Origin of the sequence: Ahrensia marina (genome assembly GCF_001293565.1) — a bacterium.
Taxonomy (GTDB): domain Bacteria; phylum Pseudomonadota; class Alphaproteobacteria; order Rhizobiales; family Rhizobiaceae; genus Ahrensia; species Ahrensia marina.
The window spans coordinates 17,037-43,901 of record NZ_JXMU01000017.1 but is presented as its reverse complement, the minus strand read 5'-3'; the positions used below and the strand labels follow the sequence as shown (position 1 = coordinate 43,901).

Below are 26,865 nucleotides of genomic sequence, written 5' to 3'. Positions count from 1 at the left end.
TAATTATCTGCAATCGTTAAAACCTAATGCAGGATTTTGCGTTACTCTCCGGTAATAGAAGCGGGGGTAATTGTGGACGACCAATCATATTTCCAACTTATAAGCCCACTAATATTCTTGGTGTTTTCACTTGGGTTCTATCTTGTGTATCATTATGCAAGAGAGCACGTATCAGCTTTGGTTTTTTCCGCGTCCTATCTGTTTGGCGCTTTCGGCTTTATCTTCGACTTCCTGCGAAATCTGTTTCCAGAAACCCTTAATTACATGCCCGCTAATATTGCCTATATGGCTATGGCGGCACTTTTTGCCTCGGCACTGTCGCTGCATTATACCAAGCGAACGCAATTTTTGCCGCTTGTGACCATGTTTGTGTGCTCAATTCTTATTTCCGCATATTACTCATATATCGACGACCATATTTTCAAGCGGACATTTGCGGTTAATGTCTTTGGAACATTCATTCTGGGCTATCCGATTGTCTCCATTTGGAAAGTTAAAAAACGCAAGATTGACCAAATAATTTATGGGCTGACCATTGTTACCGCGCTGCATTTTCCGCTTCGTGCAGGGGCAATTCTATGGATTGAAAGTGACCGTCTTACCGTAGAGAATTATGCCAACTCAATGACATCGCTCACATTGCAATTTACGTCTTCAGTCGCGGGGCTGTGTATCGCAATGGCATTGCTAACAATGTTTATGACGACAATTGTTTTTAGTCTGCGGCGCACGAGTGAAACTGATACCTTAACTGGTCTGCTCAACCGGCGCGGCGTTGAAGCAAAGCTGCCAAAATTTGAAGAAGCACTGGCAGAGGGCGTAAATAGTCACGCGGTTCTCGCTCTGGATATTGATCATTTCAAACAGGTCAATGACACTTATGGCCATAACTCGGGTGACGAGGTTCTGATCGCCTGCGCGCGATTGCTGAAAAAGCTGGATATCGAGCAATCGATCGTCTCGCGCATGGGCGGAGAAGAATTCAACCTCATTTTGTATAATGCCAATGACGAAACAGCCAAGCTGGCCGCTGATTATGTCTGCGGCGCGTTTTCGCAACTCACGCACCCGGTTATTGATGACAAAGCGGTAACGGTGAGTATCGGCGTCTCATTGTGGAGTGCACGCTCCAGTTTTTCAGATGCGGCACGGCTAGCCGATATCGCGCTTTATCGTGCCAAATCGGAAGGGCGCAATTGTGTACGTCTTGCGCATATGCAATCCGGCCCGTATCAGGTTCGGGGCAAAGACCGCCGCAGTAATCAGGCCGGAATGGTCACGCTGAGAACATAAAGCCAGAGCGTTGCGGTAAACACCGATAATGCTGTGCAGACCAAAAAGGCTGATGCGGCCAGATTAACCGCGCGATCATACATCACCGCGAAAATATAGATATTCATACCGGGCGGCATGGCAGCAAGCGCGACGACGGCGCGTACCGTCTGCGGCTCCAGCGCGAAGACATAATGCGTCAAGCCAAATGCAATGGCCGGATGCACCATCAATGACAGGCAGGCCACCAGCATGCTTTCAGACAGGCCGGCGCTGATTTTATAGCGGGTCATGGCCGCGCCAATGCCGACCAGTGCGACGGGAATGGCGGCTGTTGCGATCATATCGACGGCTGACATGACCGGCTCGGGCAGGGTGATGCCAACTAAATTAAAGGCCGCGCCGATCAATATGGCGATCATCAGGGAATTGGCGAGAATGGATTTGCCTGCGGTTACAAGTGTGCTGCCCAGGCTTTTGCCATCACGGCGCATCAACTCCATTGTCACCATGCCAAGAATGTAAATGCTTGGTGCGTGAAAGGCGATAATACCAAATGCCGGCGTCAATGCGTCCGATCCAAAAGAGCGCTCTATAATGGCAAGCCCGAGGAGAACCGAATTGGAAAATGTCGCTGCAAAGCCAACCGATACGGCTTCGCCCGGGCGGCGCTTGAAAATTTTACGCGCCAGAATAATGCCAAGGACAAAACAGCAAAAAGCGCCGGTGTAAAATCCGACCAGTGCGGGGGGTGAAAACGCTGCCGCAAAATCAAGATTGAGCATGGCGCGAAACAACAGCACTGGCACCGCAACTTTTACGGCAAAACTGTTAAGGGCATCGCCCACCGTGTCCGGAACATAGTTCAAACGCACGGCGCCATAACCAACGGCAATCAGGATAAAGACCGGTAAAACGGCGAGGAAGATGGAGAGCAAACTGATTTCCTTTACACGACGCCAAACTAAGATTTATTGCGCAAACCGCAAGCTTTTAATCTTATGTCTGCTTGCGGCGATCCGCCTATTGCGCCACGCTATACAAAATTATATTTTGACCGGATGAATCGCATATCTATCAAATTCGCTCCTTTGGCCGTTCTTGTGCCTTTACTGGGTCTTGCTGCTTGTTCTTCATCAGGCAGTGGCATTTCGACCTCTGCGCAGCCTGCTCAAGCGACGTGGCGCTGTACCGACGGTGTCAGCATGACAGTGCGCCGTTCAGGCTCCAATTTGCATGTCACAGATTCGCGCGGCGTTGATACAGAATTGCCCGCCGATCCCCCCGGCCAGCGCGAACGTTATGGCAAGGCGGGCTATGCGCTTGTTTTTGCGGGCCGTACTGCGAGTTGGTTTGTCAGCGGCAAAGTACCGACGGACTGCCGACGCTAAATGCATGTTTAGGCAATAATCACGGGTGTTTATGTCCTTGATTTTGCTATTCCGCGCCTAAATTAACGATTGGTATTATATACTTTGGTGCGGTTTTTTACCGATTGTGCGGTTTCAAACGGTTCAGGTCTTTGACGCGCTCGAATATCGGGGTTAAAGACTGCAACAAAGGTGGCAATTTTGTGATTGCCCTTATGGTTTAACTCGGGGGATTTCTCGTGTCTTCGACGTCTGCGCAGTCCAAGCGGCCGCTATCACCGCATCTTTCTATTTATAAGCCTATTCCGACAATGGTCATGTCGATCATGCACCGTATTACCGGATGTGCGCTTTACGCCGGCACGCTGTTGGTTGCCTGGTGGCTGATTGCCGCTGCAACCGGTGAAGCCTATTTTAACTGGGTAAACGGCTTTTTTGCTTCATGGTTCGGCATTCTTGTCATGTTCGGCTACACATGGGCTTTGGTGCTTCATATGCTTGGCGGCCTTCGTCACTTTGTCTGGGATACGGGCTCGCTAATGTCGAAACAGACATCAACCAAGCTTGCGTATGCATCGATGGTCGCATCCATCGTCATTACGGTCCTGATCTGGATCGTGGGTTACAGCGTTACTTGAGGGGATAAGATATGAGCATGCTAACACCTCTTAAACGCGTTCGCGGCCTTGGTGCGGCCAAGTCCGGTACCGAACACTTCTGGCGCCAGCGCCTGACAGCCCTTGCCAATCTGCCCTTGCTACTGGCTTTTATCTGGATTGTCATAACAACCATCGGGCAGCCCTATGAAGCTGTGCGGGCAACGCTTGGCAGCCCGTTTGTTGCGATCGTTCTACTGCTCGTTGTTTTGAGCGGCCTGTATCATGCCAAGCTTGGTATGCAGGTTGTCATTGAAGATTATATTCATACAGAAAGCACAAAATTCGCGCTGTTGATCTTCAATATCTTTTTCACTTTTGTCATCGGTGCCGCGAGCATCTTTGCCATTCTAAAAATGGGTTTCGCCAACTAATGAGCAAGCAGGAAACAAAGGCGGCCGGAAGCACCGGCAAGGCCTATAAGTTTGAAGATCATAAATTTGATGTTGTTGTTGTCGGTGCCGGCGGCGCAGGTTTGCGCGCAGCTCTCGGCATGGCCGAGCAAGGCTTTAAAACGGCCTGTATCTCAAAAGTGTTCCCGACACGCTCGCACACTGTTGCCGCGCAGGGCGGTATTGCCGCATCGCTCAAAAACATGACGCCGGATTCATGGCAGTGGCATATGTATGATACGGTCAAAGGTTCAGACTGGCTTGGCGATGTCGATGCCATGCAATATCTGGCCATGGAAGCGCCAAAGGCGGTCTACGAGCTGGAGCATTACGGCGTTCCGTTCAGCCGAAATGAAGAAGGCAAAATCTATCAGCGCCCGTTTGGCGGCCATATGCAGAATTACGGCGAGGGACCGCCCGTACAGCGCACCTGTGCTGCGGCTGACCGGACCGGCCACGCGATTTTGCACACACTTTACGGCCAGAGCCTCAAGCACAATGCGGAGTTCTTTATTGAATATTTCGCGCTTGATCTGATCATGGATGATGACGGCACATGCACAGGCGTTGTCGCATGGAACCTTGATGACGGCACGATCCACCGCTTTTCGGCCAAAATGGTTGTTTTGGCGACTGGCGGTTATGGCCGCGCCTATTTCTCGGCAACATCGGCGCATACCTGCACCGGTGACGGCGGCGGCATGATTGCGCGTGCGGGTCTGCCGCTTCAGGATATGGAATTTGTCCAGTTCCACCCGACCGGCATTTATGGCGCGGGCTGTCTGATTACCGAAGGCGCGCGCGGCGAAGGCGGCTATCTCGTCAACTCTGAAGGCGAGCGCTTTATGGAGCGCTATGCGCCATCGGCGAAAGATCTGGCATCACGCGATGTTGTGTCGCGCTGTATGACAATGGAAATCCGCGAGGGGCGTGGTGTCGGCAAAGACAAGGACCATATCTTCCTGCATCTCGATCACCTTGACCCTGCGGTTCTAAATGAACGTTTGCCGGGCATTTCTGAATCCGCAAAGATTTTTGCCGGTGTGGATGTGACCAAAGAGCCGATCCCGGTTCTGCCGACGGTTCACTATAATATGGGTGGTATTCCGACCAATTATTGGGGCGAAGTGCTCAATCCGACCGCTGACGAACCGGACCGTGTCACACCGGGCCTTATGGCTGTGGGCGAAGCGGGCTGTGCCTCTGTTCACGGGGCGAACCGTTTGGGTTCCAACTCACTAATCGACCTCGTTGTGTTTGGCCGTGCAGCGGCGATCCGTGCGGGCGAAGTGATTGACCGCGAAAGCGCAATCCCTGACATCAATGAGAAATCCTGCGATAAAATCATGGAGCGTTTTGACCGTCTGCGCCATGCCAATGGCGGCACACCAACGGCCGAACTGCGCCTGACCATGCAGAAAATCATGCAGGAAGACGCAGCCGTGTTCCGCACGCAGGAAACATTGGAAAGCGGATGCCGCCGGATGGACGAAGCCTATAAAGGTCTTACCGATCTGAAGGTCACGGACCGCTCTATGATTTGGAATTCTGATCTGGTGGAAACGCTGGAGCTTGAAAACCTGATGGCCAATGCGATCACGACGGTTTACGGCGCCGAAGCGCGTAAAGAAAGCCGCGGTAGCCATGCGCGTGAAGACTATGTGGATGGCCCGTTTGCGGGACGTGATGATGAAAACTGGCGCAAGCACACACTTAGCTGGGTTTCTGACAGCGGCGAGGTGACGCTTAAATATCGCGGCGTTCACACTGATCTTTTGAAGCCTGGCATTGATCTGGCGAAAATCGCGCCGAAAGCACGGGTGTATTGAGGACGAATTAATGGCTGAACTGACACTTCCAAAAAATTCCACCATGTCGGAAGGCAAGACATGGCCGAAGCCGGAAGGTGCGAAGAATATTCGTGAATTCCGTATCTATCGCTGGTCGCCGGACGATGATGCCAATCCGACAATCGACACCTATCATGTTGATATGGATGATTGCGGCCCGATGGTGCTCGACGGTCTTTTATATATCAAAAACAAGATCGACCCGACGTTGACGCTGCGCCGTTCATGCCGCGAAGGTATTTGCGGTTCCTGCGCGATGAATATTGACGGCACCAACACGCTCGCCTGTACCAAGGGTATGGACGAAGTTAACGGTACGGTGAAAGTCTATCCTTTGCCGCACCTGCCGGTTGTCAAAGATCTTGTGCCGGACCTGACAAATTTTTACGCCCAGCACCGTTCAATCGAGCCGTGGCTTAAAACAACGACGCCTGCGCCTGAAAAAGAATGGAAGCAGAGCCATGAAGACCGCCAGAAACTGGACGGCCTTTATGAATGTATCTTATGTGCTTGCTGTTCAACGTCCTGCCCGTCCTATTGGTGGAACGGCGACCGCTATCTCGGCCCTGCGGTACTGCTGCAAGCCTATCGCTGGCTGATTGATTCACGTGACGAATCAACCGGTGAACGTCTGGACGATCTGGAAGACCCGTTCCGTTTGTATCGTTGCCATACGATCATGAACTGCGCGCAGGCGTGCCCGAAAGGCTTGAACCCGGCGAAAGCGATTGCGGAGGTCAAGAAAATGATGGTTGAGCGGCGCGTATAAAAGGCAATCGCAATTTATTGTTTGCGCGTCCTCGCAGCGTTGCTGCTGCGGGCGCCGCGTGTGCCGAAGTCAAAAGGCTGATGGTCGAGCGCCGCGTGTAAGCGCTGTTCATAATCTTTGTTTTTGATTTGCACGTCCTCGATACTTCGTATCTGCGGGCGCTGCATGTATGAACTGCGCCCAAGCGTGTCCGAAAGGCCTGAACCCGACGAAGGCGATCGCGGAAGTCAAGAAAATGATGGTCGAGCGGCGCGTATAAAAGGCAATCGCAATTTATTGTTTGCGCGTCCTCGCAGCGTTGCTGCTGCGGGCGTCGCGTGTACTGAGCTCAAAAAGATGATGGTTGAACGCCGCGTGTAAACGGCGTTCATAATCGTATTTTTTGCCGTCGCTGCTATGCAGCGGCAGATTTTCTCGCAATGTGACCAGCAAGCTTATCCAGTGTCTGGGCACCATATTCAACCGCGCCAAATCCGATAACAATGTTACGACGCTCCGCTGTCGGATGCATCTGGCGTAATGTAACGACCGTTTTGCCGTTGCTCTGTTCGTCAAAGGTCACAAGCATCTGGAAACGATCAGGATCGTCATCGCTGTCGGTACCGTGGCTTAGTTCGATCAGGTTTGGCTCTTTAATACGTAGAAACTCCATGCGGTTTGGATATAGCGTTCCGTCCGGTGCCTTCATATCAAACCGCCATACGCCGCCCGCACATATGTCGATCTCATGGGTTTCAAGTTCAAAACCTTCGGGGCCGAACCATTTGACGATTTGTGTCGGATCCGACCACGCGCGGAAAGCGGTTTGCCGGTCTGCATCCACGACACGCGCAATGACAACTTCTCTCTCTAAAGGCCATGTGGCCCATGCTGATGCGGCACTGTTTGCGTGTTCACTCATTTGATTTTTCCTCTTTCATATTCGCTAAATGGGCTTCAAAGCGATCCAGACGCGCCTCCCACTGACGCCGCGATGAAGCGAGCCAATCTTCTGCATTTTGCAAAGCTGCGGGATTTAACGAGCAGATACGTGAGCGTCCTTCTCTGTGCGACACAATAAGACCTGCATTTTCCAGAACACCGAGATGCTGGGTGAATGATGGCAACGCCATGCTGAATGAACCGGCGAGTTGCGAGACTGATGCCGGACCGTTGCTTAATGTCTGAATCACTGCACGCCGCGTCGGGTCGGAAAGTGCGTTGAAAGTATGTTCTATAGGCTGATCTAATTTAGGCATATGCCTAACTATCACTTATCAATAGTTAGGTCAATACCTAATGGTTTGTGTGGTGCGCCATTTATCTTTCATCCTTCTCTTCACACCAGTGTGATTTGATTTCAGTGACGTGCGCTCCATGTTCATGGCAAAGTTCCTATGTTCAAATGGAGAGAAAAATGCCGATCAAAACATTTCTGAAAACCGCAGCAATGAGCGGCATTATGAGCTTGGCCGTGATAGGGCACAGTTTTGCCGATGACTGGGTTATCAAGGATAGCGCGTCCGATGTCGTTACAACCGCGGACCAATTGATTGCGGCGATTGATGAGGCTGGCGCAACGGTATTTGCCCGTGTTGACCATGCAGCGGGTGCTCAAAGCGTTGATGCCGAGCTAGCCCCTATGACGCTGGTCATTTTTGGCAATCCGAAACTTGGAACGCCAATTTTGCAGGCTGAACCCAAAACCGGGCTGGACTTGCCATTGCGGGTTTTGATCTGGGAAGCTGAAGGCACCACCAAGATCGGCTATCTGGAACCGGACGAACTTAAAGACCGCTATGATGTTGAAGGTGCGGACAAGGTTTTTGAAATGATGAACGGTGCCTTGAACAAGCTGACGGATGCCGCCGCCAAATAGGTGGCTCCGGCGCATGATCACATTTGTTTGAGACCAAGTTTAATTGCGCTGCGAAACTTAAAGCATAGGGTGAACGTAAATCAGACAGATACAAATTCCCAAGGGAGGCCAATATGCTTAAATCAACGATTAGAACGGCGCTCATCGGTGCCGTTTTTACGGCGGGCGCAACAAGTGCTGCCCTTGCCGAGACAAAAACAGTGGTCGTTGCGGGCGGCTGTTTCTGGTGTGTTGAAGCAGATTTTGACAAGGTAAATGGCGTTGTCGCCACGACATCGGGCTTTGCCGGCGGCACATCGCCCAACCCAACCTATAAAAGCCATGCCGGTCACTATGAGGTTGTTAAAATCGACTATGATTCCAATGTGACCGATTATAAAACGCTGGTGACAACTTTTCTGCGCACCATCAATCCGACCGATGGCGGCGGGCAGTTTTGTGACCGCGGCATGACGTATGCGCCCGCATTATTTGCTTCCACACCGAATGAGAAAGCTGCCGCAGAAGCAGCTTTGGCGGAAGCGTCAAACCAGCTTGGCCAGAACTTGCCGGTACCAGTGAAAGGCGCGCCGAACTTTACGGCAGCCGAGGACTTTCATCAGAATTATTACCGTAGCCAGGAAAAGCAACTGACGCGCTTTGGTATTATTAAACGAGCCGATGCCTATAAAAAATACCGTAAGGCCTGCGGGCGCGATGAAACGGTCAAAAAAATATGGGGTAATGCTGCCTATCAAGGTGTTTCCGGCTACGGCAGCTAAAGCTAAACGCTTGAAATAAAATTTTAAAGCACCTTTCGCTCTGATTGACGCAAGGTGCTTTTCCCGCTTATGCGCTTGTGTCATAAGGCTGTGACATTAATTAGCGATAGGGGACCATATGCCAACCGGAACACATGGCTATGGAAAATCAGACGACTTCAGTGGCGTTCTTCGACATGCTGGCACAGCGTAGCGCGGGCGTGGCGCGCCACGAGGACCTGCACATTGTTGACCAACTGATCAATGAACGCGGTCACACACTGATTAAACACTGGATATGGCCTTTTATCAAAAAGCCGCTGCATAGCGTTTTACACTACAAGCAAGCCGTGAAAATGGCTGATGAAGTGCAGGGCATGAGCGGTCTTGATTGCTTTGAATATGTCAGTCAGCTTCTCAAGTTGGATGTGCCTGTGCGCGGAATGGAAAACATTCCCGAAAAGGGCGGGTTTATTCTTGTTTCAAACCATCCAACCGGCATTGCCGACGGTATTGCCGTTTATGACATGATCAAGAACAAGCGCGATGATCTGGTGTTCTTTGCCAACCGCGATGCGATCCGTGTCAACCAGCGGCTGTCCGAAATCATTATTCCCGTGGAATGGCGTGCCGACCAGAAATCAATGGCGAAAAGCCGCCAGACTTTGGTGCAGACCAATAATGCGTTCAAGGACGAACGCGCCATTATGCTGTTTCCATCAGGTCGTATTGCCTATTGGTCCAAAACCGGACTGACGGAACGCCCGTGGATGGCAACGGCCCTGCAAATGGCCAAACGCTATAAAGTGCCGATTATTCCGATGAATATGAAGGCGCGCAATTCGGGGCTGTTCTATCTTCTGGCACACCGCAACACAGAACTGCGTGACATGACGATTTTTCACGAACTGCTCAATAAAAAGGGCAAAACCTTCGAGATGACAATCGGCCAGCCGATTGATACGTCAGTGCTCGACGGGGATGTTCAGGATTTGACTGTCACGCTGCAAAAACATTGCGAGATCACGCTGCGCGATGATCCCGATGCGGCATCGCCTTTTTAATCAGTCGTCTTGCTTGGCGTAATTCGGCATCACCATGATTTCCGAAACATTGACGTGATCGGGCTGTGAGACGGCATACATGACCGCTTGGGCAATGTCTTCGGCGTGCAGCGCTTCGGTTGCGCCTTCGTCGAAAAATGGTGTGTCGACTTTGCCGGGTTCAATCAATGTCACCCGTATGCCGTCATCCTTTACCTCTTCGTGCAAATTGCGCCCATATCCGGTAACCGCCCATTTTGTGGCTCCGTAAACAGAGCCTTTGAGCGATACCCGTCCGGCGACCGATGAGGTTAAAATAAAGTGGCCTTTGGATTTTTTGATTTCATCAAGCGCTGCGCGGCACGTCATGATGCAACCGTAAATATTGGTCAGAATCATGTCTTTCCAGTTTTCCGGATCGCCGCCTGCTGTTCCTGCGCCAGTGGCTCCGAAACCTGCATTGGCAAAAACCACATCAATCGAGCCGAAAGTTTCGACAGCGATATTGATCAGTTCTTCCTGATCGCCGTCCTGTGTCACATCGCAGGCAACGGGAAGCGCGTATTCAGGTCCGCCAAGCTCTTTGGCGAGTTCTTCCAATTTTGCTTTTGACCGCGCGGCCAGAACAACACGGTAACCTGCATTGCGTGCGCGGCGCGCTGTGGCTGCACCAATGCCGGAAGATGCACCTGTGATGAGAAAGGTTTTCATAAAAAAGCTCCGGTTATTGCAGGATATTCATGCAACGACCGAAGCTTGTTTAAGTTCCGAGATTTAAGACCGCCCTTAGCCGGCGATATTTTGTCCGGTTTTTGCCCAGTCAGCCAAGAACTGCTCAAGGCCTTTGTCTGTGAGCGGATGTTTGACCAGCGCTTTAAGTGTCGCTGGCGGAACGGTTGCCACATCAGCGCCGATCAGCGCTGCTTCCTTGACATGGTTCACAGTGCGGATTGAGGCGGCAAGGATCTCGGTTGAGAAACCGTAATTATCATAGATCGTGCGAATTTCGCCGATCAGCTCCATGCCGTTGATGTTCATATCATCAAGGCGGCCAATGAACGGCGAGATGAAGGTCGCGCCTGCCTTTGCCGCAAGCAATGCCTGATTGGCAGAGAAGCAAAGGGTGACATTTGTTTTATAACCGTCGGAAGTCAGCGCTTTACAGGCTTTCAAACCGTCCATGGTCAGCGGAAGCTTGATGCAGATATTGTCCGCAATTTTGGACAATACCGCCGCTTCTTTCATGATGGTTTCATAATCGGTCGCAGCAACTTCGGCTGATACAGGACCGTCTACTTCCGCGCAAATTTCTTTGGTGACCTCGATGATGTCACGGCCGGATTTAAGAATGAGTGACGGGTTTGTCGTCACGCCATCCAGAAGGCCAGTTGCATTCAATTCACGGATGTCGCCAATATCGGCTGTGTCTACAAAGAATTTCATATTTCTGTCCTTTGTGTTTCAAGATGAAGGTTCTTACTTGTCGTTTAGACCAAACTCGCGGCAAGGTCACGCCTATGGTGAGCGATTCGGAAAATAAAATTAAAACGATTAGTATTTTGGTGCCGACACCATCACCGGTGCCATACACTTATGCGTTGCGCGCTGACCAAAAGGCTGGTCTGGGCTCTATCGTGCAGGTGCCGCTTGGGCCGCGTCAGGTTTCTGGTCTCGTGGTAGAGGATCTGCCAGATGCCAAACCGGTTGATCCTGCAAAGCTGCGCGAAGTGACCCAGGTTTTTGATTGCCCGCCGGTCACCGGCGACATGTTACGCTTTATTGACTGGGTTGCCAAATATACATTGTCCGCGCCCGGCATGGTGGCGCGCATGGTGCTGCGCTCACCCACAGCGTTTGATCCCGAACCGCCGACCAAAGGCATTATCGCAACCGGTACGCAGCCGGAACGTTTAACCGATGCGCGCAAACGTGTCATGGAGCAGATTGCGGAAGAACCGCAAATGGCGTGGACGCGCAGTGGTCTTGCCCATGCTACAGGCGTAACGACCTCGGTAATCGATGGTTTAAGCAAGCAGGGCGTGTTCTCTGAAATTGAGATTCCGGCGCGTCCGGTGGTTGCCAAACCGGACATATCATTTGGCAAACCGGAGCTGATGGGCGATCAGCGCGATGTGGCTGAAGGGCTGGCGGCGACTGTTTCGGAGGAGAAATTTTCCGTGACGCTTCTGGAAGGCGTTACCGGTTCGGGAAAAACGGAAGTCTATTTCGAAGCGATTGCCGCAGCGGTCGCCCAAGGCAAGCAGGTGCTTGTGCTCTTGCCGGAGATTGCGCTGACGCAAGCATTCCTTGAGCGTTTTCACGATCGTTTCGGTGCCGAACCGGCACCGTGGCACTCCGACCTTGCACCGCGAATGCGTGAACGTATCTGGCGGCAGGTCACCGAAGGGCAAATACAGGTTGTTGCCGGTGCGCGCTCGGCGCTGTTTCTGCCGTTTCAAAATCTGGGTCTGATTATCGTCGATGAAGAACATGATGCGGCCTATAAGCAGGAGGACCGCGTCTTTTATAATGCGCGGGACATGGCTGTCGTGCGCGCGCATCTGGGCGGTTATCCGGTTGTGCTGGCTTCTGCCACGCCATCGGTTGAAACACGGCATAATGCCGAAGAGGGCCGGTATAAATATGAGCGTCTCGACAAGCGCTATGCCGATGCGGCACTGCCGACACTCAAAGCGATTGATATGCGTAAATCGCCGCCCCAGCGCGGCGGGTTTTTATCACCGGCATTAATCGAGGCGATGCAGGAAACGCTGGATCGCGGCGAACAAAGTCTTTTGTTCCTGAACCGGCGCGGATATGCGCCGCTGACACTTTGCCGTGCTTGCGGGCATCGTTTCGCGTGCGGTAATTGTTCGGCGTGGCTGGTTGAACACCGTTTTCGCAAACAGCTTGTCTGCCACCATTGCGGGCATCATGAACATGTGCCCGAATCATGCCCTGAATGCGGAACCTTCGACCATCTGGTTGCCTGCGGGCCGGGTATCGAGCGCATTGCCGAAGAAACGCTGTCGCATTTCCCTGATGCGCGGATCATTGTGCTGTCATCGGATATGATGGGCGGTGTAAAGCGTTTGCGGCTGGAAATGGATGCCATCGCCAAAGGCGAGGCCGATATCGTGATCGGTACGCAATTGGTTGCCAAAGGTCATAACTTCCCAAATATGACGCTGGTGGGCGTGGTGGATTCTGATTTGGGGCTTGCCAATGGTGATCCGCGGGCGGCCGAACGGACCTTCCAGCTTTTATCACAGGTAACAGGCCGCGCGGGCCGCACCGGCAAAAAATCTGTCGGATTGCTGCAAACTTTTCAGCCGGAGCATCCGGTGATGCAGGCAATTGTGTCCGGTGATCTTGATACATTTTATGAAAAGCAGATCGATGAGCGCGAGCGGGGGAAAATGCCACCCTTCGGCCGTTTGGCATCGCTGATCATTTCGGCGGCGACCCGTATGGAAGCCGAGCAGCATGGCCGCGCTTTGCGCGGGGCCGCGCCTCAGGCCAAGGATGTGATGGTGCTCGGCCCTGCCGAAGCGCCCATTGCCATGGTGCGGGGCCGGCACCGGTTCCGTATTCTGGTGCATGGTGATCCGCGTACCAATGTGCAGGCCTATTTGCGCGAAATGATCGGCAAGGCGCCGCGACCGCGCGGGTCGGTGAAAGTGCAGATCGATGTCGATCCGCAGAGTTTTTTATGAGTGTGGATGCGATGGCGGGCCCCCATGAGCATGAATAGTTTAAGGATCCAGATGGGACATTGAGCCCATAAGTGTTAAACAAATTCATGCGGCTCATAGCACCGCCATCTCACAACTTATTCGCAACCAGCTATGGTGAGGTTGGTTTGCCGAAGCAAGAAGCATTGCTTCAAAACTACATTAAACTCCTCAGGGCATCGCCCGACTTTCTGCGAACCTCACCCCACTACGGTTGAGGCTTTTCATTCATTGCTAATCCTTTATCCCCTTTAAAGAGCCTGAGTGATGTAGTGCTCAAGCATCATGGGTTGGGTTATAGAAAAACGCTTCCAAGGAAATACTCCTTTCAAAAACGATTAGCACTCGAAATATAGAATGTTCCTGTTTTGTTTTCAAGGGTGGAGCTTTTAAATCGTTTTTCTTCCCCAATTGATTTTTGACCAGCAACGCTCATGGACAAAATAAAATACAAAGCCTGTTGCGCTGGCGGACAGCGCCAGCATGACGGCGTCGATCAGACTGCCGGATTGAAATAGCGCAAGCAGGGTCATGGTCGCGATGCCAAGCAATTGCCATGTAACGGCTTTGACAAATGTTCTGCGCGGCGATTCCAATGATACCTCCTTCAGGTCGATTATGTTGTCATCTTATGCGCTCTGCCTATCGAAAATTTTCACTTGCCGGAATTTAGAAAGAGTGAAACATTAACACCTGATTGTTTACAAAAATCACCAAGGTTTAAAAAATGAACAAGTTGGAGCGGGCGGCTTTATTTCGGGACCGTGTGATTGAGCGCTTAAATGCCACTGAGGTGACACGCTCACAATTATCGCGGGATGCGGGCATTGACCGTTCCACAGTGGCGCAAATTCTCAATGGCGAGGATGCGCGTCTGCCCAATGCTCATATTGCGGCGGAATTTGCTGCCGCCCTCGGTGTAAGCGCCGACTGGCTGCTTGGCCTGTCTGACCGCTCCGAGCGGGCAGCGCAATTGCTAAGCGCCGGTTTGAACTTTGCAGACGCGCAGCGCACGCCGGCCGACGAGCAATTGATTGCCTGGCACCGCGAAGCGGCGGGTCATAAGATACGCGCCGTACCGACAACATTGCCGGATATTTTGAAAACCAGCGCCATGCTGAATTGGGAATATGCGCTTTTTCAGGACAAAACGCCCGAGCAGGCCAATGCGGCCATGCGCGACACGGCGGACTGGTTGCAGGCACCGGGATCGGATTATGAGATTTGTGTGCCCATTGAGACCGTAAAATCACTGGCGCGCGGCGAGGGGTATTTTGAGGGCATTCCCGAAGAGGTGCGGGTTGAGCAAATTCGGCATATGGCGCAGCAATGCGGTGATCTTTATCCCTCTGTCCGGCTTTATCTGTTTTCCAGCCGCAAAGTTCATTCCGCGCCGTTGATGATTTTCGGACCGCTGATTGCGGCGGTCTATGTCGGGCAATTTTATATGGTGTTTCGCGAACGCAAGCAGGTGCAGGGTTTAACCCGCCATTTTGATGAACTGGTGCGTGCGTCCAGTGTTGATGCACGATCGGCGCCAGAGGTTATCCGGTCTTTTCTTTAACCGCGAAATCTGTCAGAGCGATGGAAGCGCTTAACCGGACATATGAACTTGCAAGCCAAATCACCCATAGTTGAAATGTCGATGCCGCCGGCTGCCATTGGTATCGCTTTGTTTTCGTTTTTCTGCTTTTCGCTGCTTGATGCGTCGGCCAAATGGCTGGTGGTTGGCGGTCAGGCGGTGATGTTTGTTGTCTGGGTCAGGTTTGCAATTCAGGCTCTGTTTCTGGTTGTCTTTTTCAAAGGCTGGAAAAACAAGCGGCTTTGGAAAATGGAGCGCCCTGTGCTTCAGATCTGCCGCGGCCTTTTATTGCCGGGCATGACATGTTTCAATTTTCTTGCTTTGCAATATCTGCAACTGGCCGAAACAATTTCCGTATTGCTTGCTGCCCCGATCGTTGTTGCCGTGCTGGCAGGACCGATGCTGGGTGAATGGGCAGGGCCGAGGCGCTGGGTCGCGATCTTTATCGGGTTTATCGGCGTGCTGATTGTCGTGCGCCCCGGCACCGATGTTTTTACATGGCCGGTCCTGCTGATTCTCGGCTCCATGTTGTGCAATTCTTTTTATCTGGTGCTGACGCGCAAACTGGCTTCTGTTGAAACGCCGGAAAGCCTGATCTTCTATTCGTGCTTTTTCGCCGTAGTGCTGTTCGCGCCGCTTGCCATTCCCGAAGCACAGATGCCGCAACAATTATCGGACTGGTTTGCATTTGCCATGGCGGGCTTGGCGGGCATGGTCGGCCATATGGGTTTGATCAAGGCGAGTAAGCTTGCCGATGCGTCGAAGGTAACACCCTTTTTATATACGCAAATCATCTGGATGACTTTGCTCGGCTTTCTTCTTTTTGGTGATCTGCCGGACAGCTGGACCGTATTGGGAATGATCGTCGTTGCCGGATCGGGGCTGTATCTGTGGTACCGCGAGCACAAACTTGGAAAGAGGATGTAATGCAAGAGGTGATTATCAATGAGCCGGTGGGCGAATGGTTTGCGCTGGCATCGGCTATTATTACGGTTGGCTTCGGATTTATCTGTCTTTTGATGCCGCGCCTTACATTCCGCATATTGCGGCTGCGTACCGCCGAAGGTGTTCCGCAGGCTTTGTCGGAAAGCCGTGCGACTATGTCAGGATTCTATTTTGGTGTCGGAATTCTGGCGATTGCCTTTGCCCAGCCACTGCTTTGGCTGGCACTGGGTGTCAGTTGGGCGTTTACCGCATTTGGCCGTCTGGTTTCGATTCTCTTCGACGGCGGCAATACCAAATTTAACTGGATCTCCATTGCAATGGAGGCGGCTTTGGCCGCCGGACCGCTCATATATGGCTATACAGCGCTGTTTTGAGCGCCCCATATGCGACAAAAGAGTAGTGCCAACACCTTGCACGGCGACAAACGCTATGCTAGAGCGCCCTCATCTTGCTTGGGGGTCGCGGTCTGTGGATCTTAGGCGCTCAGAAAAAAACAATTTAATCAACGTGTTAGGGCTTTAATCCACTTAGGAGCTCTTCACAATGTCTAGCTAAGAGAAGTGATTGCCTGTGGCTACATCGTCTCCTACCTCACAAGTTGCAGCGCGTTATGCGGGTTCTTTGTACGAACTTGCCGTTGACGCAAAAGCAACATCCAAGGTTGAAGCATCATTAGATGCATTCGAAGCTATGGTTTCCGGCAGTGCCGACCTTAAACGTCTCATCGAAAGCCCTGTGTTTTCTTCGGACGATCAGGTTGCTGCCGTTAACGGTATTACCGCAAAGGCAAGCTTCCACCCGCTTGTTACCAATTTCCTCAAAGTTGTTGCCGGCAACCGCCGCCTCTTTGCAGTGCCTTCCATCATTAAAGCATTTCGCGAAATCGCAGCCGAAGGCCGCGGTGAAGTTTCTGCTGATGTGACGGTCGCCGCAAAGCTGACAGCTGCACAGGAAAAAGAATTGAAGGCTGCATTGAAAGATGTTGCCGGCAAAGACGTGACGCTCAACATTACTGTTGATCCGTCAATTCTCGGAGGTTTGATAGTGAAGATCGGCTCACGCCAGATCGATACATCACTAAAAACCAAACTCTCCTCACTTAAGATTTCGCTCAAAGAGGTCGGATGATGGACATTCGCGCGGCAGAGATTTCTGCAATACTTAAAGACCAAATCAAGAATTTCGGTAAAGAAGCCGAGATTTCAGAAGTTGGACAGGTTCTATCTGTCGGTGACGGTATCGCCCGTATTTACGGCTTGGACAAAGTTCAGGCCGGTGAAATGGTCGAATTCCCAGGCGGCATTCGCGGCATGGCGCTTAACCTTGAAGAAGACAATGTCGGTGTTGTTATCTTCGGTTCTGACCGTGACATCAAAGAAGGCGACACAGTTAAGCGTACAGGCGCGATTGTGGATGTTCCTGTCGGAAAAGAGCTTCTTGGCCGTGTTGTTGACCCGCTTGGCAACCCGATCGACGGCAAAGGCCCGATCAAGGCAAAGCAGCGTGCACGTGTGGACGTTAAGGCGCCGGGCATTATCCCGCGTAAATCCGTGCATGAGCCAATGTCTACCGGTCTTAAAGCGATTGACGCTTTGATCCCTGTTGGCCGTGGCCAGCGTGAGCTTGTGATTGGCGACCGCCAGACAGGTAAAACAGCGATCATTCTTGATACGTTCTTGAACCAGAAGCCTGCGCATGAATCAGGTTCGGAAAGCGACAAGCTTTACTGTATCTATGTTGCGGTTGGCCAGAAGCGTTCAACTGTTGCGCAGTTCGTGAAGGTTCTTGAAGAGCGCGGCGCGCTTCCATATTCAATCGTGATCGCTGCGACAGCATCTGATCCGGCACCATTGCAGTTCCTTGCACCATTCGCAGGCTGTACAATGGGTGAATATTTCCGTGACAACGGCATGCACGCGCTGATCGGTTATGACGACCTTTCAAAACAAGCGGTTGCTTATCGTCAGATGTCACTTCTTCTTCGCCGTCCTCCGGGCCGTGAAGCTTACCCAGGTGACGTTTTCTATCTTCACTCACGTCTTCTCGAGCGTGCGGCGAAACTGAACGAAGACGAAGGTTCTGGTTCTTTGACTGCTTTGCCGGTTATTGAAACACAGGCGAACGACGTGTCTGCCTATATTCCGACAAACGTGATTTCGATCACGGACGGACAGATCTTCCTTGAAACTGACCTATTCTTCCAAGGTATCCGCCCGGCGGTGAACGTTGGTCTATCGGTTTCCCGCGTTGGTTCTGCCGCGCAGATCAAAGCGATGAAGCAGGTTGCCGGCTCTATTAAAGGTGAGCTTGCCCAGTATCGTGAAATGGCTGCGTTTGCGCAGTTCGGTTCCGACCTTGATGCTTCTACGCAGCGTTTGCTGAACCGTGGTGCCCGTTTGACAGAATTGCTGAAACAGCCACAGTTCTCGCCACTCAAAACCGAAGAGCAGGTTGCTGTTATCTTCGCTGGCGTGAAAGGTTACCTCGATAACCTTCCGGTCAACAAAGTTGGTGAGTTTGAGCAAGGCCTTCTGACGCATATGCGCGGCGAAGGAAAATCAATTCTCGAAACGATCGCAAAAGAACAGAAGCTGACTGATTCAACAGAAGAAGCGCTGAAGTCTGCAATCGAATCATTCGCAAAGAGCTTCGCATAATTCGCGGGGCTCTTAGGTAAGGGTTATAAGATATGCCTTCATTGAAGGACCTTAGAAACCGCATCTCGTCGGTTAAGGCAACGCAGAAAATCACCAAGGCCATGCAGATGGTGGCCGCGGCTAAATTGCGCCGTGCGCAGGATGCTGCCGAAGCTGCACGTCCTTATTCACAGCGTATGGGCGCGGTGCTTGCTAACATTGCAGCCACTGTTTCCGGTGATGACGCACCGAAGCTGATGACCGGTACGGGAAGTGACAAGACGCATTTGCTTATCGCTTGTACGTCTGAACGCGGCCTTTGCGGCGGCTTTAACTCCAACATTGCGCGTTTTGTGCGCGATGATGTGCGCAAGCTTCAATCAGAAGGCAAGGAAGTCAAAATCCTTTGTGTCGGCAAAAAAGGTTACGACATTCTGCGTCGTGAGTTTTCAGCCCTGATTATCGACCGTATCGATTTGCGTGAAGTCAAACATATCGGCTTTTCGAACGCCGATGCCATTGGCAAGCGCGTTATGTCGATGTTTGAAGCGGGTGAATTTGACGTTTGTACGCTTTACTATTCCGAGTTCCGCTCGGTTATCAGTCAGGTGCCGACAGGTCTGCAACTGATCCCGGCAGCTGCGCCGGAAGTTGATGAGGCAGAAAATGTCGATGCGGCGTCAGCCTTGTACGAATATGAGCCGGATGCCAATGCGATTCTGGATGATCTCATCCCGCGCAATATTTCGGTTCAGATTTTCCGCGCATTGCTGGAAAATGTTGCCGGTGAAATGGGTGCGAAAATGTCTGCGATGGACAATGCGACCCGCAATGCCGGTGAAATGATCGACAAGCTGACAATGAGCTATAACCGCCAGCGTCAGGCGCAAATCACTAAAGAACTTATTGAAATTATCTCGGGCGCGGAGGCTCTCTGATTAAATTTTTTAAGACCATACTAACCTCATATTTGGCAATCGGAACGATACTTGGGCTATTCTCAGGCCTCTCTTATTTTACGATGCCTTGGAAGTTAGCATTTAGCGGTTGTTATGGTCTTTGGGGTTTTGTAACAGCCCAAGTATATGGTGTAGGGATTGGTTTAGTCTCATATGTGCTGAAGCTCTTATTTTGGCCGTATGGTTTATACGTTACTTACATTGGTGACTTGGGATATATTAAATGGATTTTTCCAGGCTGGTTTGCAGCCTGTATTGTATAGAGGAAAAAGGTAGTCAAAATGGCAAAAGCACCAGCAAAAGCTGCGGCTCCGGCTAAGGCACCAGCTAAGAAAGCGCCAGCGCGTAAAGCACCAGCAAAAGCTGCTGCAACAAAAGCGCCGTCACGCTCCGCAGCGGCTAAATCCGCTGCAGTTGGCACGGTTTCTCAGGTCATCGGCGCGGTTGTGGACGTGAAGTTCACAGACAATCTTCCGCCAATTCTCAATGCGCTGGAAACAGACAACCTCGGCAACCGCCTTGTTTTGGAAGTCGCACAGCATTTGGGCGAGAACACTGTTCGCTGTATCGCGATGGACTCAACTGAGGGTCTGGTTCGCGGTCAGGAAGTAAAAGATACAGGCGCACCGATTTCTGTGCCGGTTGGCGAAGAAATGCTCGGCCGTATCATTAACGTTATTGGCGAGCCTGTTGATGAAGCCGGCCCGATCAAATCTAAAACACTGCGCCCGATTCATGCTGAAGCGCCTGCTTATGTTGAGCAGTCAACAGAAGCTGCGATCCTTGAAACAGGTATTAAAGTTATCGACCTTCTCGCACCTTATGCGCGTGGTGGTAAAATTGGTCTGTTCGGCGGTGCCGGTGTTGGTAAAACAGTTCTCATTCAGGAATTGATCAACAACATTGCTAAAGCACACGGTGGTTACTCTGTGTTTGCCGGTGTTGGCGAGCGTACACGTGAAGGTAACGACCTTTACTACGAATTCATCGAATCAGGCGTGAACGTTCAGGGTGGCGGCGAAGGCTCTAAAGCGGCTCTCGTATACGGTCAGATGAACGAGCCGCCAGGTGCGCGTGCCCGTGTTGCTCTGACAGGTTTGACAATTGCGGAAGATTTCCGTGACAAAGGTCAGGACGTTCTGTTCTTCGTGGATAACATCTTCCGCTTTACACAGGCCGGTTCCGAGGTGTCTGCGCTTCTAGGCCGTATTCCTTCTGCGGTGGGTTACCAGCCGACACTTGCAACTGACATGGGTCAGATGCAGGAGCGTATTACGACAACGCAAAAAGGTTCGATTACTTCGGTTCAGGCGATTTATGTTCCTGCCGACGACTTGACCGACCCCGCGCCTGCGACATCGTTTGCGCACCTTGATGCGACAACAACGCTTAACCGCGCGATTGCTGAAAAAGGTATTTATCCTGCGGTTGACCCGCTTGATTCAACATCGCGTATGCTTGACCCGCAAATCGTTGGTGAAGAGCACTACGAAGTTGCGCGTATGGTTCAGTCAACATTGCAGCGTTATAAATCGCTTCAGGATATTATCGCCATCTTGGGTATGGACGAACTTTCTGAAGAAGATAAGCTGGTTGTTGCGCGTGCACGTAAAGTTGAGCGCTTCCTGTCACAGCCGTTCTTCGTGGCGGAGGTGTTTACAGGTTCACCGGGTAAACTGGTTGCTCTTGAAGACACAATCAAAGGCTTCAAAGGCCTGGTAAACGGTGAATATGACCACTTGCCAGAGGCTGCTTTCTACATGGTTGGTTCCATTGAAGAAGCGCTTGAGAAAGCCAAGAAACTTGCAGCGGAAGCTGCATAATTAGAAAAATTCGAAAGGAAACGGTGATGGGTAATAAGTTGCAATTAATTGCTGAACTTGCATTCGCCGGTTTCCTTATCGGACTACTTATCGGACCGGATACGCTCGACCAGTTTTTCGGTTTGACCTACAATAATTCAGTGGCGGTTAATCTGATTGTCGGTACCTTGGCCGGTGCCTCACTAGGACTGCTGGGTTCATTTTTGCCACGACATGAAACTGAGTAATTTTTATGGCTGACGCATTTACATTCGAGTTGGTTTCACCAGAGCGCTTGCTACTGTCAGAACAGGTAACGGAAGTTGTTGTGCCTGGCAGCGACGGCTATTTCACTGTTATGGCTAACCACGCGCCGACAATGTCAACGTTGCAGCCCGGCGTTGCCACAGTGACAACTGCTGAAGGCAAAAAAGAAGAATATGTCATTTTTGGCGGTTTCATCGACGTGCTGCCGACATCCTGCACAGTTCTGGCAGAATCCGCGGTTTCTGTTGCCGATGTCAACAAAGCTGATCTTGATGCGCGTATTGAGGCTGCGAAAGCAGAGGTTGCCTCTGCTGCCGAGGGCGAGGCCAAAGCAAAAGCAAATAGCTATCTTGCCCAATTGACTACCCTTAACCAGCAAATTCTGCCTGCATAAGCGTTTCAAGCGATATGCTTTATCTGAGCCGCCCACCGGGCGGCTTTTTTATGCGTGTGATCAAGGCTCCGCGCTGAATTGCGGCGGATAGATCAAAGGGCCGGAAACATTGGCCAGTGCGCCTTCTTCAAGCTCGAGAGCCTGAAGCTCGCGGCATTGAAAAACACAGTCCACACAGTCGGCAAGTTCTGAGCTAAAGCCGAAGCGTCCGTAATACACCGGATCGCCAAGGACAAAGATACTTTTCCAGCCTTGGTCTTTCGCATCATCAATCAAACGGCGAACCAGTTCGGTGCCAATCAGAAAATCGCGCCAGTCGGGGTCCACTGCCAATGGCGCCAGAGCCAATGCACCGTCCTGTCCGTCCAGCGCCGTCAGCAAAGCATGGCCGACGATCTGCCCGTCAATAATTGCCGCCATGTCCAGTGTGGCACGTTTATCAAATAAAAGAGATTCGACTAATTCAGCTTCAAAGCTGCGCTCAAACGCACGTTCGTGAATAATTTTCACTGCTGTCATTTGCGCATGTGTCGTCGGTGCAAAAACTGTTTTGTCGAGGATCATAGTAAAGCCCGTTTGTTAAAACCCCATACTTTAACAATATGACATATTTACTGCGAAAACTCACGGGGTTCCTGAAATTCTGTGTCAGTACATTTCCGTTCGTTGACCAGCGTAAATGTTAACAGGGCATGATCAATTTTAACTAATTTTTAGTGCTTCGATGGCAGCGTCTGTCATGGCGGCAACTGTAAAGTTGACGATGACCTTCGCCAAACGCTCGCTTTACGCAGCATGTCCCTCCGGAAATCAGATGCTAATGAGGCTGTGAAACCGTCTTGCCGGATGATCAGGCTCTTACGTTCGGTTTTTCACCTTATATATTCCAAGAACGTATGTGGTTTTATCAATGGCTTTGACAAAAAATCTGTTCAAATTTGCTCGTAAATCTAAAAGCAATGCTCAGGCACAGAAACCAGCTGAAAAACCAGATCGTAGCAGTCTTGGGGTGAGGGCAAAGCTCAGTGCTTCCATCGCCATTGTTGGTTTGTTGACGATTGTAGCGATTACCATCGCGGTTTATGCCTTCAACTCAGCAAGCAACCAATTCAAGGCCATTAATGAAGAACGTGTTCCTTCACTTGTGGATGCAGGTACACTGGCTATCCAGAGCACGGAATTGACAATCGCCGCTTCAGAGCTGATTGGTGCAGACCAGCAGGAAACCCGTCAGGAAGCCTTTGATACGTTGTCACTGACAGTTGAAAACCTGTTGGACAGAGTGCCTGCGGGCGTTCAGGAAGGACCTGCAGCAGAAGATATAGCCAAGTTACGCAATGCGGTGGAGGGATTTAGCGGACAGCTGACCGCGCTGGACGAAATGACAGATGGCAATTTGTCGATCAAAGCGCAGTCATCAAAATTATTGCTGGAATTGTTTAAGACAGACACGCTTATTGGCTCTCTGCTGTCGCCTGCTATCAGTAAGGCTTATTCAGAGTTGCAGGAAGGTGGTCAAACAGCTGGCCGTGAAGCCGGCGCTCTGGTTGACCGGTTGATGAAAACAGAAGTTTTCGCATTCCGCACATTGATGGACGTTCAAATCGAAGTCGGACAATTGGGCGGGGCTGCTTCAACATTCCTGACTCTCAGCGAACCGGAACTTGAAGGTAAGTTCAAGTCCATTTTGGGCCGTGCTTCCATCCGCATTCGCAACACAACAAAGAGACTTCTTGCAAATGGTGACCTGCCAGAAGAGACGGCCAGCAAACTAAACCTGCTTGCCAATCGCGGTGAAGAAGCCATTAAAATGCGTGAACTGGCAAGCTTTTTCCCTAAATCCGGCTCTGTACAAACATTTCTTGATGGCATTAATGCGCTTAAGGACGATGTAGAAAAAGAACTCGCAAGAGCTGTCGATGAAAAATATAACGGTATGCTCCTGAACGCACAGAAAGCGGCGCAGGAAAACAAAGGCATTATCAACGATCTGGTCGACATCCAGATGAAGCAGGTGCGCAGCAGCTTGGAAGCAATGTCCACATTACGCCAATTTACTGCTATGGTGGTTCAGGGCGCATTGACGGACGATCCGAAAGTAGTCGATACAATGCAGCAAAGCGTCGGCTTTATTGTGACGCGTTTGACTAAATTGCTTGAGGCCGTTGGCAACAAAGACGCTGCTGAAAATGCGGTTAAACTAAAAGCGTTTGTCCATGAAGACACGGGTCTGATTGCGCTTAGAAAATCAGTTCTGAATACCAGCGAAGCGGTTGAAGGGCTTGTTGCGGATGTTTACCGCGAGACAAAGCTTATCAACAGCATCATCTTCGATATTTTGACTGCCGAACGTGCTGAAATCGCCACTTCATCATCGCAACTCAACGAACAGCTCACATGGAGCACGAATGTTCTGATCGCCATTGGTGTCGCGGCACTTGTCACCTTATTGCTGGTTGCCTTTATCGTTATCAATCGCGGTATTGTGAACCCGCTTTCCAAACTCATCGGTTCCACACGGTCGCTGGCTGAAGGGCAACTTGACGCAGAGATTAATTATACCAACCGCGGCGACGAACTTGGCCAGCTGGCCAAAGCCTTGTTGATTTTCCGTGATAACGCGCTTGAGAAAATTCAGGTTGAAAGCAACTCTGAAAAAGTGCGTCAGGAAGTTGAAGAAGAGCGCGTTGAAAACGAAAATGCCAAGGCCGAAGAGGCGCGTAAAATCCAGGCCGCTGTCGATGATCTGGGCTTTGGCCTTAAGGAGCTCGCGGCAGGAAATCTCAGTGCCCGTCTGGAAAAACCGTTTTACGGCTCGCTTGATGCTGTGCGTTGTGACTTTAACCAGTCTCAGGAAACTTTGCAGTCTGTGATGCTGCGTGTTGCTCATAATACCGGCGATATAAGCTCAGGCACCACACAATTGCGTTCCGCAATGTCACAACTTGCCGAGCGTACCGAAAATCAGGCAAACCATATTGAAGGCGCTGCGCGTACATTGGGCGAGGTGACCAATAAGGTTAAAGCTTCATCCGAACGTGCGCTGGAAGCCAGCCAGATGGGTGTTCAGTCGCAAGATCATGCCCGCAAGGCTTCAGATGTGGTTTCTCAAGCAATTGAGGCTATGGGCCGTATTGAAGATACATCCGCCAAGATTGCGACTATTGTTTCCATGATCGAAGACATTGCATTCCAGACCAACCTGCTCGCTCTTAACGCGGGTGTGGAAGCTGCCCGTGCCGGTGAAGCCGGACTTGGCTTTGCGGTCGTGGCACAGGAGGTGCGCGAGCTCGCCCAACGTGCATCCACTGCGGCCAAAGAGATTGATGGTTTGATTTCAACATCCGGTCAGGAAGTTGAAAACGGTGTCCGCCTTGTTCAGTCGACCGGTACATCAATCACAGCAATCGAAGAAAACATTGCGTCGGTTAATGCCTTGATTGAATTGATTGCTTCCACATCAACGGCGCAATCGGAAGATTTGCAAGAAGTAAACAGCGTTATCGGGCAGCTCGATCAATCCACACAGCAAAACGCGGCAATGGCTGAAGAAACCAATGCAGCTACGCAAACAGTGGCGGAACTGGCTTCGGACCTATTGACCATGGTTTCACGCTTTAATGTTTCAGGCGATGCGCAGACGCATTCTGATGATGAAGAGTGGCAAAAGGCTTCATAGTTGACCATTTCGACTATGGGCGTAAGTTAGTGTCATAAAGATTCGCTATATCTGTTCAAACATGAACCGTTATTGCACCATGTGTAATAATGGTTTGTGTTTATCACTGAAGGATAAAAGACACCGTTTGCCGATATGACTGCGCATGTGACTTCCATCGTAACATCCAAAGACATACAAAGCGCTGCGGCCTGCGTGACGGAAACGTCAGACTTATCCAAAGCATTTAACGCGTTCTCCGACACATTAAGCGAGTATGGATGGCAGGCCCTGATTGTTGCAGGAACTAGCCCGAAAGCGGAAGACAGCGCCACGGTTCATTATTGTGCGTTAGAGCAATCATTCGAAATCGAAACACTGCGCATGTGTGCGGCCGGACGCCTGCCTATCAATCGTCCGGAAGCATTCGAACCTATTGATATAGACGCTCTCAAAAGCATTTATGGCGATAACACCGATGCGGATTTGCAAAAATATTTAAGTGATTTTGCAACATTAGAATATCGCCGGGTGGTGATGGTGCCGGTGCGTCTTGATGACATGCAGCTTAATTTCTTCATAGGTACAGATGCCGAGCGTTTGGATGAGCCGACCTATGAACGATTGAAATCGCTGGTGTCGCATTTCTTTATGGCTGTTGCCGGGCGTTTCGCGGCTATAAAAGCCAAAGCGAATGCGGCCGGTGAAAATGATGGCGCATTGAAAAAGAAGATATCAATGCGCGAGCGCGAATGTTTGCTGTGGTGCGCGAACGGAAAATCCAGCTATGAAATCTCAAAGATTTTAACGTTGTCAGAGCACACGGTGAACCGTTATTTGGGTATGGTTTGCGACAAACTGGATGCGGTCAACCGGCCCCATGCCGTATCGAAAGCAATAAAGCTGGGCTTGATTGACCTGACCATTATTTCCTAGGT

At 51.1% G+C, this 26,865-nt stretch carries 28 protein-coding genes and 1 pseudogene; 22 read left to right on the top strand and 7 right to left on the bottom strand.

Annotated elements, in window-relative coordinates; translation table 11 throughout:
* Nucleotides 1–72: 72 nt before the first annotated feature.
* Nucleotides 73–1,293 (top strand): GGDEF domain-containing protein, encoded by a 1,221-nt coding sequence (locus SU32_RS12030; protein ID WP_144421120.1) that lies wholly within the window; start codon nucleotides 73–75, stop codon nucleotides 1,291–1,293.
* Here SU32_RS12030 and SU32_RS12025 read toward each other — a convergent pair.
* Nucleotides 1,263–2,210, bottom strand: coding sequence for an AEC family transporter (locus SU32_RS12025; protein ID WP_053999621.1), 948 nt, complete (start codon nucleotides 2,208–2,210; stop codon nucleotides 1,263–1,265). The two genes, SU32_RS12030 and SU32_RS12025, sit on opposite strands and share 31 nt — an antisense overlap.
* 123 nt (nucleotides 2,211–2,333) lie before the next feature.
* Here SU32_RS12025 and SU32_RS12020 point away from each other — a divergent pair, with 123 nt between their 5' ends.
* From SU32_RS12020 to SU32_RS17255, 6 genes and pseudogenes are all read left to right on the top strand, one after another.
* Nucleotides 2,334–2,663 (top strand): hypothetical protein, encoded by a 330-nt coding sequence (locus SU32_RS12020; RefSeq protein ID WP_144421119.1) that lies wholly within the window; start codon nucleotides 2,334–2,336, stop codon nucleotides 2,661–2,663.
* A 218-nt stretch (nucleotides 2,664–2,881) separates the two neighbouring features.
* Complete coding sequence (sdhC, locus tag SU32_RS12015; protein ID WP_053999619.1) at nucleotides 2,882–3,280, top strand: succinate dehydrogenase, cytochrome b556 subunit; 399 nt, start codon at nucleotides 2,882–2,884, stop codon at nucleotides 3,278–3,280.
* A gap of 11 nt (nucleotides 3,281–3,291) precedes the next feature.
* Nucleotides 3,292–3,672 (top strand): succinate dehydrogenase, hydrophobic membrane anchor protein, encoded by a 381-nt coding sequence (gene sdhD / locus SU32_RS12010; RefSeq protein WP_053999618.1) that lies wholly within the window; start codon nucleotides 3,292–3,294, stop codon nucleotides 3,670–3,672.
* Entirely contained in the window at nucleotides 3,672–5,519 is a 1,848-nt protein-coding gene (gene sdhA, locus SU32_RS12005) for a succinate dehydrogenase flavoprotein subunit (RefSeq protein ID WP_053999617.1), read from the top strand. The genes sdhD and sdhA overlap by 1 nt, the downstream gene beginning before the upstream one ends.
* Before the next feature lie 10 nt (nucleotides 5,520–5,529).
* The gene (locus SU32_RS12000) at nucleotides 5,530–6,309 is read left to right on the top strand and encodes a succinate dehydrogenase iron-sulfur subunit (RefSeq protein ID WP_053999616.1); all 780 of its coding nucleotides are present in this window, start codon (nucleotides 5,530–5,532) and stop codon (nucleotides 6,307–6,309) included.
* A gap of 169 nt (nucleotides 6,310–6,478) precedes the next feature.
* Nucleotides 6,479–6,568, top strand: a pseudogene (locus SU32_RS17255) (succinate dehydrogenase iron-sulfur subunit); the annotation flags it as partial.
* Between the two features lie 135 nt (nucleotides 6,569–6,703).
* Here SU32_RS17255 and SU32_RS11990 read toward each other — a convergent pair.
* Both SU32_RS11990 and SU32_RS11985 read right to left on the bottom strand, forming a co-directional pair.
* On the bottom strand, nucleotides 6,704–7,210 hold the full coding sequence (locus SU32_RS11990) for an SRPBCC family protein (RefSeq protein WP_053999614.1): 507 nt from the start codon (nucleotides 7,208–7,210) through the stop codon (nucleotides 6,704–6,706).
* Nucleotides 7,203–7,547, bottom strand: coding sequence for an ArsR/SmtB family transcription factor (locus SU32_RS11985; protein WP_053999613.1), 345 nt, complete (start codon nucleotides 7,545–7,547; stop codon nucleotides 7,203–7,205). The genes SU32_RS11990 and SU32_RS11985 overlap by 8 nt, the downstream gene beginning before the upstream one ends.
* 158 nt (nucleotides 7,548–7,705) lie before the next feature.
* On the opposite strand from SU32_RS11985, the gene SU32_RS11980 reads away from it, so the two are divergent.
* The 3 genes from SU32_RS11980 to SU32_RS11970 all read left to right on the top strand — a co-directional run bounded on the left by SU32_RS11980 (nucleotide 7,706) and on the right by SU32_RS11970 (nucleotide 9,971).
* Complete coding sequence (locus tag SU32_RS11980) at nucleotides 7,706–8,167, top strand: DUF302 domain-containing protein (protein ID WP_053999612.1); 462 nt, start codon at nucleotides 7,706–7,708, stop codon at nucleotides 8,165–8,167.
* Between the two features lie 113 nt (nucleotides 8,168–8,280).
* Complete coding sequence (gene msrA, locus SU32_RS11975) at nucleotides 8,281–8,928, top strand: peptide-methionine (S)-S-oxide reductase MsrA (protein WP_053999611.1); 648 nt, start codon at nucleotides 8,281–8,283, stop codon at nucleotides 8,926–8,928.
* A gap of 140 nt (nucleotides 8,929–9,068) precedes the next feature.
* Nucleotides 9,069–9,971 (top strand): GNAT family N-acetyltransferase, encoded by a 903-nt coding sequence (locus tag SU32_RS11970; protein ID WP_082376689.1) that lies wholly within the window; start codon nucleotides 9,069–9,071, stop codon nucleotides 9,969–9,971.
* On the opposite strand, the gene SU32_RS11965 is transcribed toward SU32_RS11970, so the two are convergent.
* Together SU32_RS11965 and fsa are read right to left on the bottom strand one after the other, a co-directional pair.
* The gene (locus SU32_RS11965; RefSeq protein WP_053999609.1) at nucleotides 9,972–10,661 is read right to left on the bottom strand and encodes an SDR family oxidoreductase; all 690 of its coding nucleotides are present in this window, start codon (nucleotides 10,659–10,661) and stop codon (nucleotides 9,972–9,974) included.
* 75 nt (nucleotides 10,662–10,736) lie between these two features.
* Nucleotides 10,737–11,393: a fructose-6-phosphate aldolase gene (gene fsa / locus SU32_RS11960; RefSeq protein ID WP_053999608.1), complete on the bottom strand. Its 657-nt coding sequence runs from the start codon at nucleotides 11,391–11,393 to the stop codon at nucleotides 10,737–10,739.
* Between the two features lie 74 nt (nucleotides 11,394–11,467).
* Here fsa and SU32_RS11955 point away from each other — a divergent pair, with 74 nt between their 5' ends.
* Nucleotides 11,468–13,666, top strand: coding sequence for a primosomal protein N' (locus SU32_RS11955; protein WP_053999607.1), 2,199 nt, complete (start codon nucleotides 11,468–11,470; stop codon nucleotides 13,664–13,666).
* 407 nt (nucleotides 13,667–14,073) lie between these two features.
* Here SU32_RS11955 and SU32_RS11950 read toward each other — a convergent pair whose 3' ends face one another.
* Nucleotides 14,074–14,280, bottom strand: coding sequence for a DUF2061 domain-containing protein (locus tag SU32_RS11950; RefSeq protein ID WP_053999606.1), 207 nt, complete (start codon nucleotides 14,278–14,280; stop codon nucleotides 14,074–14,076).
* 131 nt (nucleotides 14,281–14,411) lie between these two features.
* Here SU32_RS11950 and SU32_RS11945 point away from each other — a divergent pair, with 131 nt between their 5' ends.
* The 9 genes from SU32_RS11945 to SU32_RS11905 all read left to right on the top strand — a co-directional run bounded on the left by SU32_RS11945 (nucleotide 14,412) and on the right by SU32_RS11905 (nucleotide 22,269).
* Nucleotides 14,412–15,248: a helix-turn-helix domain-containing protein gene (locus SU32_RS11945; protein WP_053999605.1), complete on the top strand. Its 837-nt coding sequence runs from the start codon at nucleotides 14,412–14,414 to the stop codon at nucleotides 15,246–15,248.
* A gap of 42 nt (nucleotides 15,249–15,290) precedes the next feature.
* Nucleotides 15,291–16,193 (top strand): DMT family transporter, encoded by a 903-nt coding sequence (locus tag SU32_RS11940; protein WP_053999604.1) that lies wholly within the window; start codon nucleotides 15,291–15,293, stop codon nucleotides 16,191–16,193.
* The gene (locus SU32_RS11935) at nucleotides 16,193–16,585 is read left to right on the top strand and encodes an AGROH133_08824 family phage infection protein (protein ID WP_053999603.1); all 393 of its coding nucleotides are present in this window, start codon (nucleotides 16,193–16,195) and stop codon (nucleotides 16,583–16,585) included. The genes SU32_RS11940 and SU32_RS11935 overlap by 1 nt, the downstream gene beginning before the upstream one ends.
* Before the next feature lie 196 nt (nucleotides 16,586–16,781).
* Nucleotides 16,782–17,339: a F0F1 ATP synthase subunit delta gene (locus tag SU32_RS11930; RefSeq protein WP_201454940.1), complete on the top strand. Its 558-nt coding sequence runs from the start codon at nucleotides 16,782–16,784 to the stop codon at nucleotides 17,337–17,339.
* Nucleotides 17,339–18,868 (top strand): F0F1 ATP synthase subunit alpha, encoded by a 1,530-nt coding sequence (atpA, locus tag SU32_RS11925; RefSeq protein ID WP_053999671.1) that lies wholly within the window; start codon nucleotides 17,339–17,341, stop codon nucleotides 18,866–18,868. The genes SU32_RS11930 and atpA overlap by 1 nt, the downstream gene beginning before the upstream one ends.
* A gap of 32 nt (nucleotides 18,869–18,900) precedes the next feature.
* Nucleotides 18,901–19,785: a F0F1 ATP synthase subunit gamma gene (locus tag SU32_RS11920; protein ID WP_053999601.1), complete on the top strand. Its 885-nt coding sequence runs from the start codon at nucleotides 18,901–18,903 to the stop codon at nucleotides 19,783–19,785.
* Nucleotides 19,786–20,087: 302 nt separating this feature from the next.
* Nucleotides 20,088–21,629 (top strand): F0F1 ATP synthase subunit beta, encoded by a 1,542-nt coding sequence (gene atpD, locus SU32_RS11915; protein ID WP_053999600.1) that lies wholly within the window; start codon nucleotides 20,088–20,090, stop codon nucleotides 21,627–21,629.
* A gap of 26 nt (nucleotides 21,630–21,655) precedes the next feature.
* Nucleotides 21,656–21,856: a hypothetical protein gene (locus tag SU32_RS11910; RefSeq protein WP_053999599.1), complete on the top strand. Its 201-nt coding sequence runs from the start codon at nucleotides 21,656–21,658 to the stop codon at nucleotides 21,854–21,856.
* A gap of 5 nt (nucleotides 21,857–21,861) precedes the next feature.
* Nucleotides 21,862–22,269, top strand: a complete 408-nt coding sequence (locus SU32_RS11905) for a F0F1 ATP synthase subunit epsilon (RefSeq protein WP_053999598.1) — start codon at nucleotides 21,862–21,864, stop codon at nucleotides 22,267–22,269.
* Between the two features lie 60 nt (nucleotides 22,270–22,329).
* On the opposite strand, the gene SU32_RS11900 is transcribed toward SU32_RS11905, so the two are convergent.
* On the bottom strand, nucleotides 22,330–22,833 hold the full coding sequence (locus tag SU32_RS11900; protein WP_053999597.1) for a GNAT family N-acetyltransferase: 504 nt from the start codon (nucleotides 22,831–22,833) through the stop codon (nucleotides 22,330–22,332).
* Nucleotides 22,834–23,179: 346 nt separating this feature from the next.
* On the opposite strand from SU32_RS11900, the gene SU32_RS11895 reads away from it, so the two are divergent.
* Entirely contained in the window at nucleotides 23,180–25,948 is a 2,769-nt protein-coding gene (locus SU32_RS11895; protein WP_053999596.1) for a methyl-accepting chemotaxis protein, read from the top strand.
* Nucleotides 25,949–26,095: 147 nt separating this feature from the next.
* Nucleotides 26,096–26,863, top strand: a complete 768-nt coding sequence (locus tag SU32_RS17590; protein ID WP_281175887.1) for a helix-turn-helix transcriptional regulator — start codon at nucleotides 26,096–26,098, stop codon at nucleotides 26,861–26,863.
* Nucleotides 26,864–26,865 lie beyond the last annotated feature (2 nt).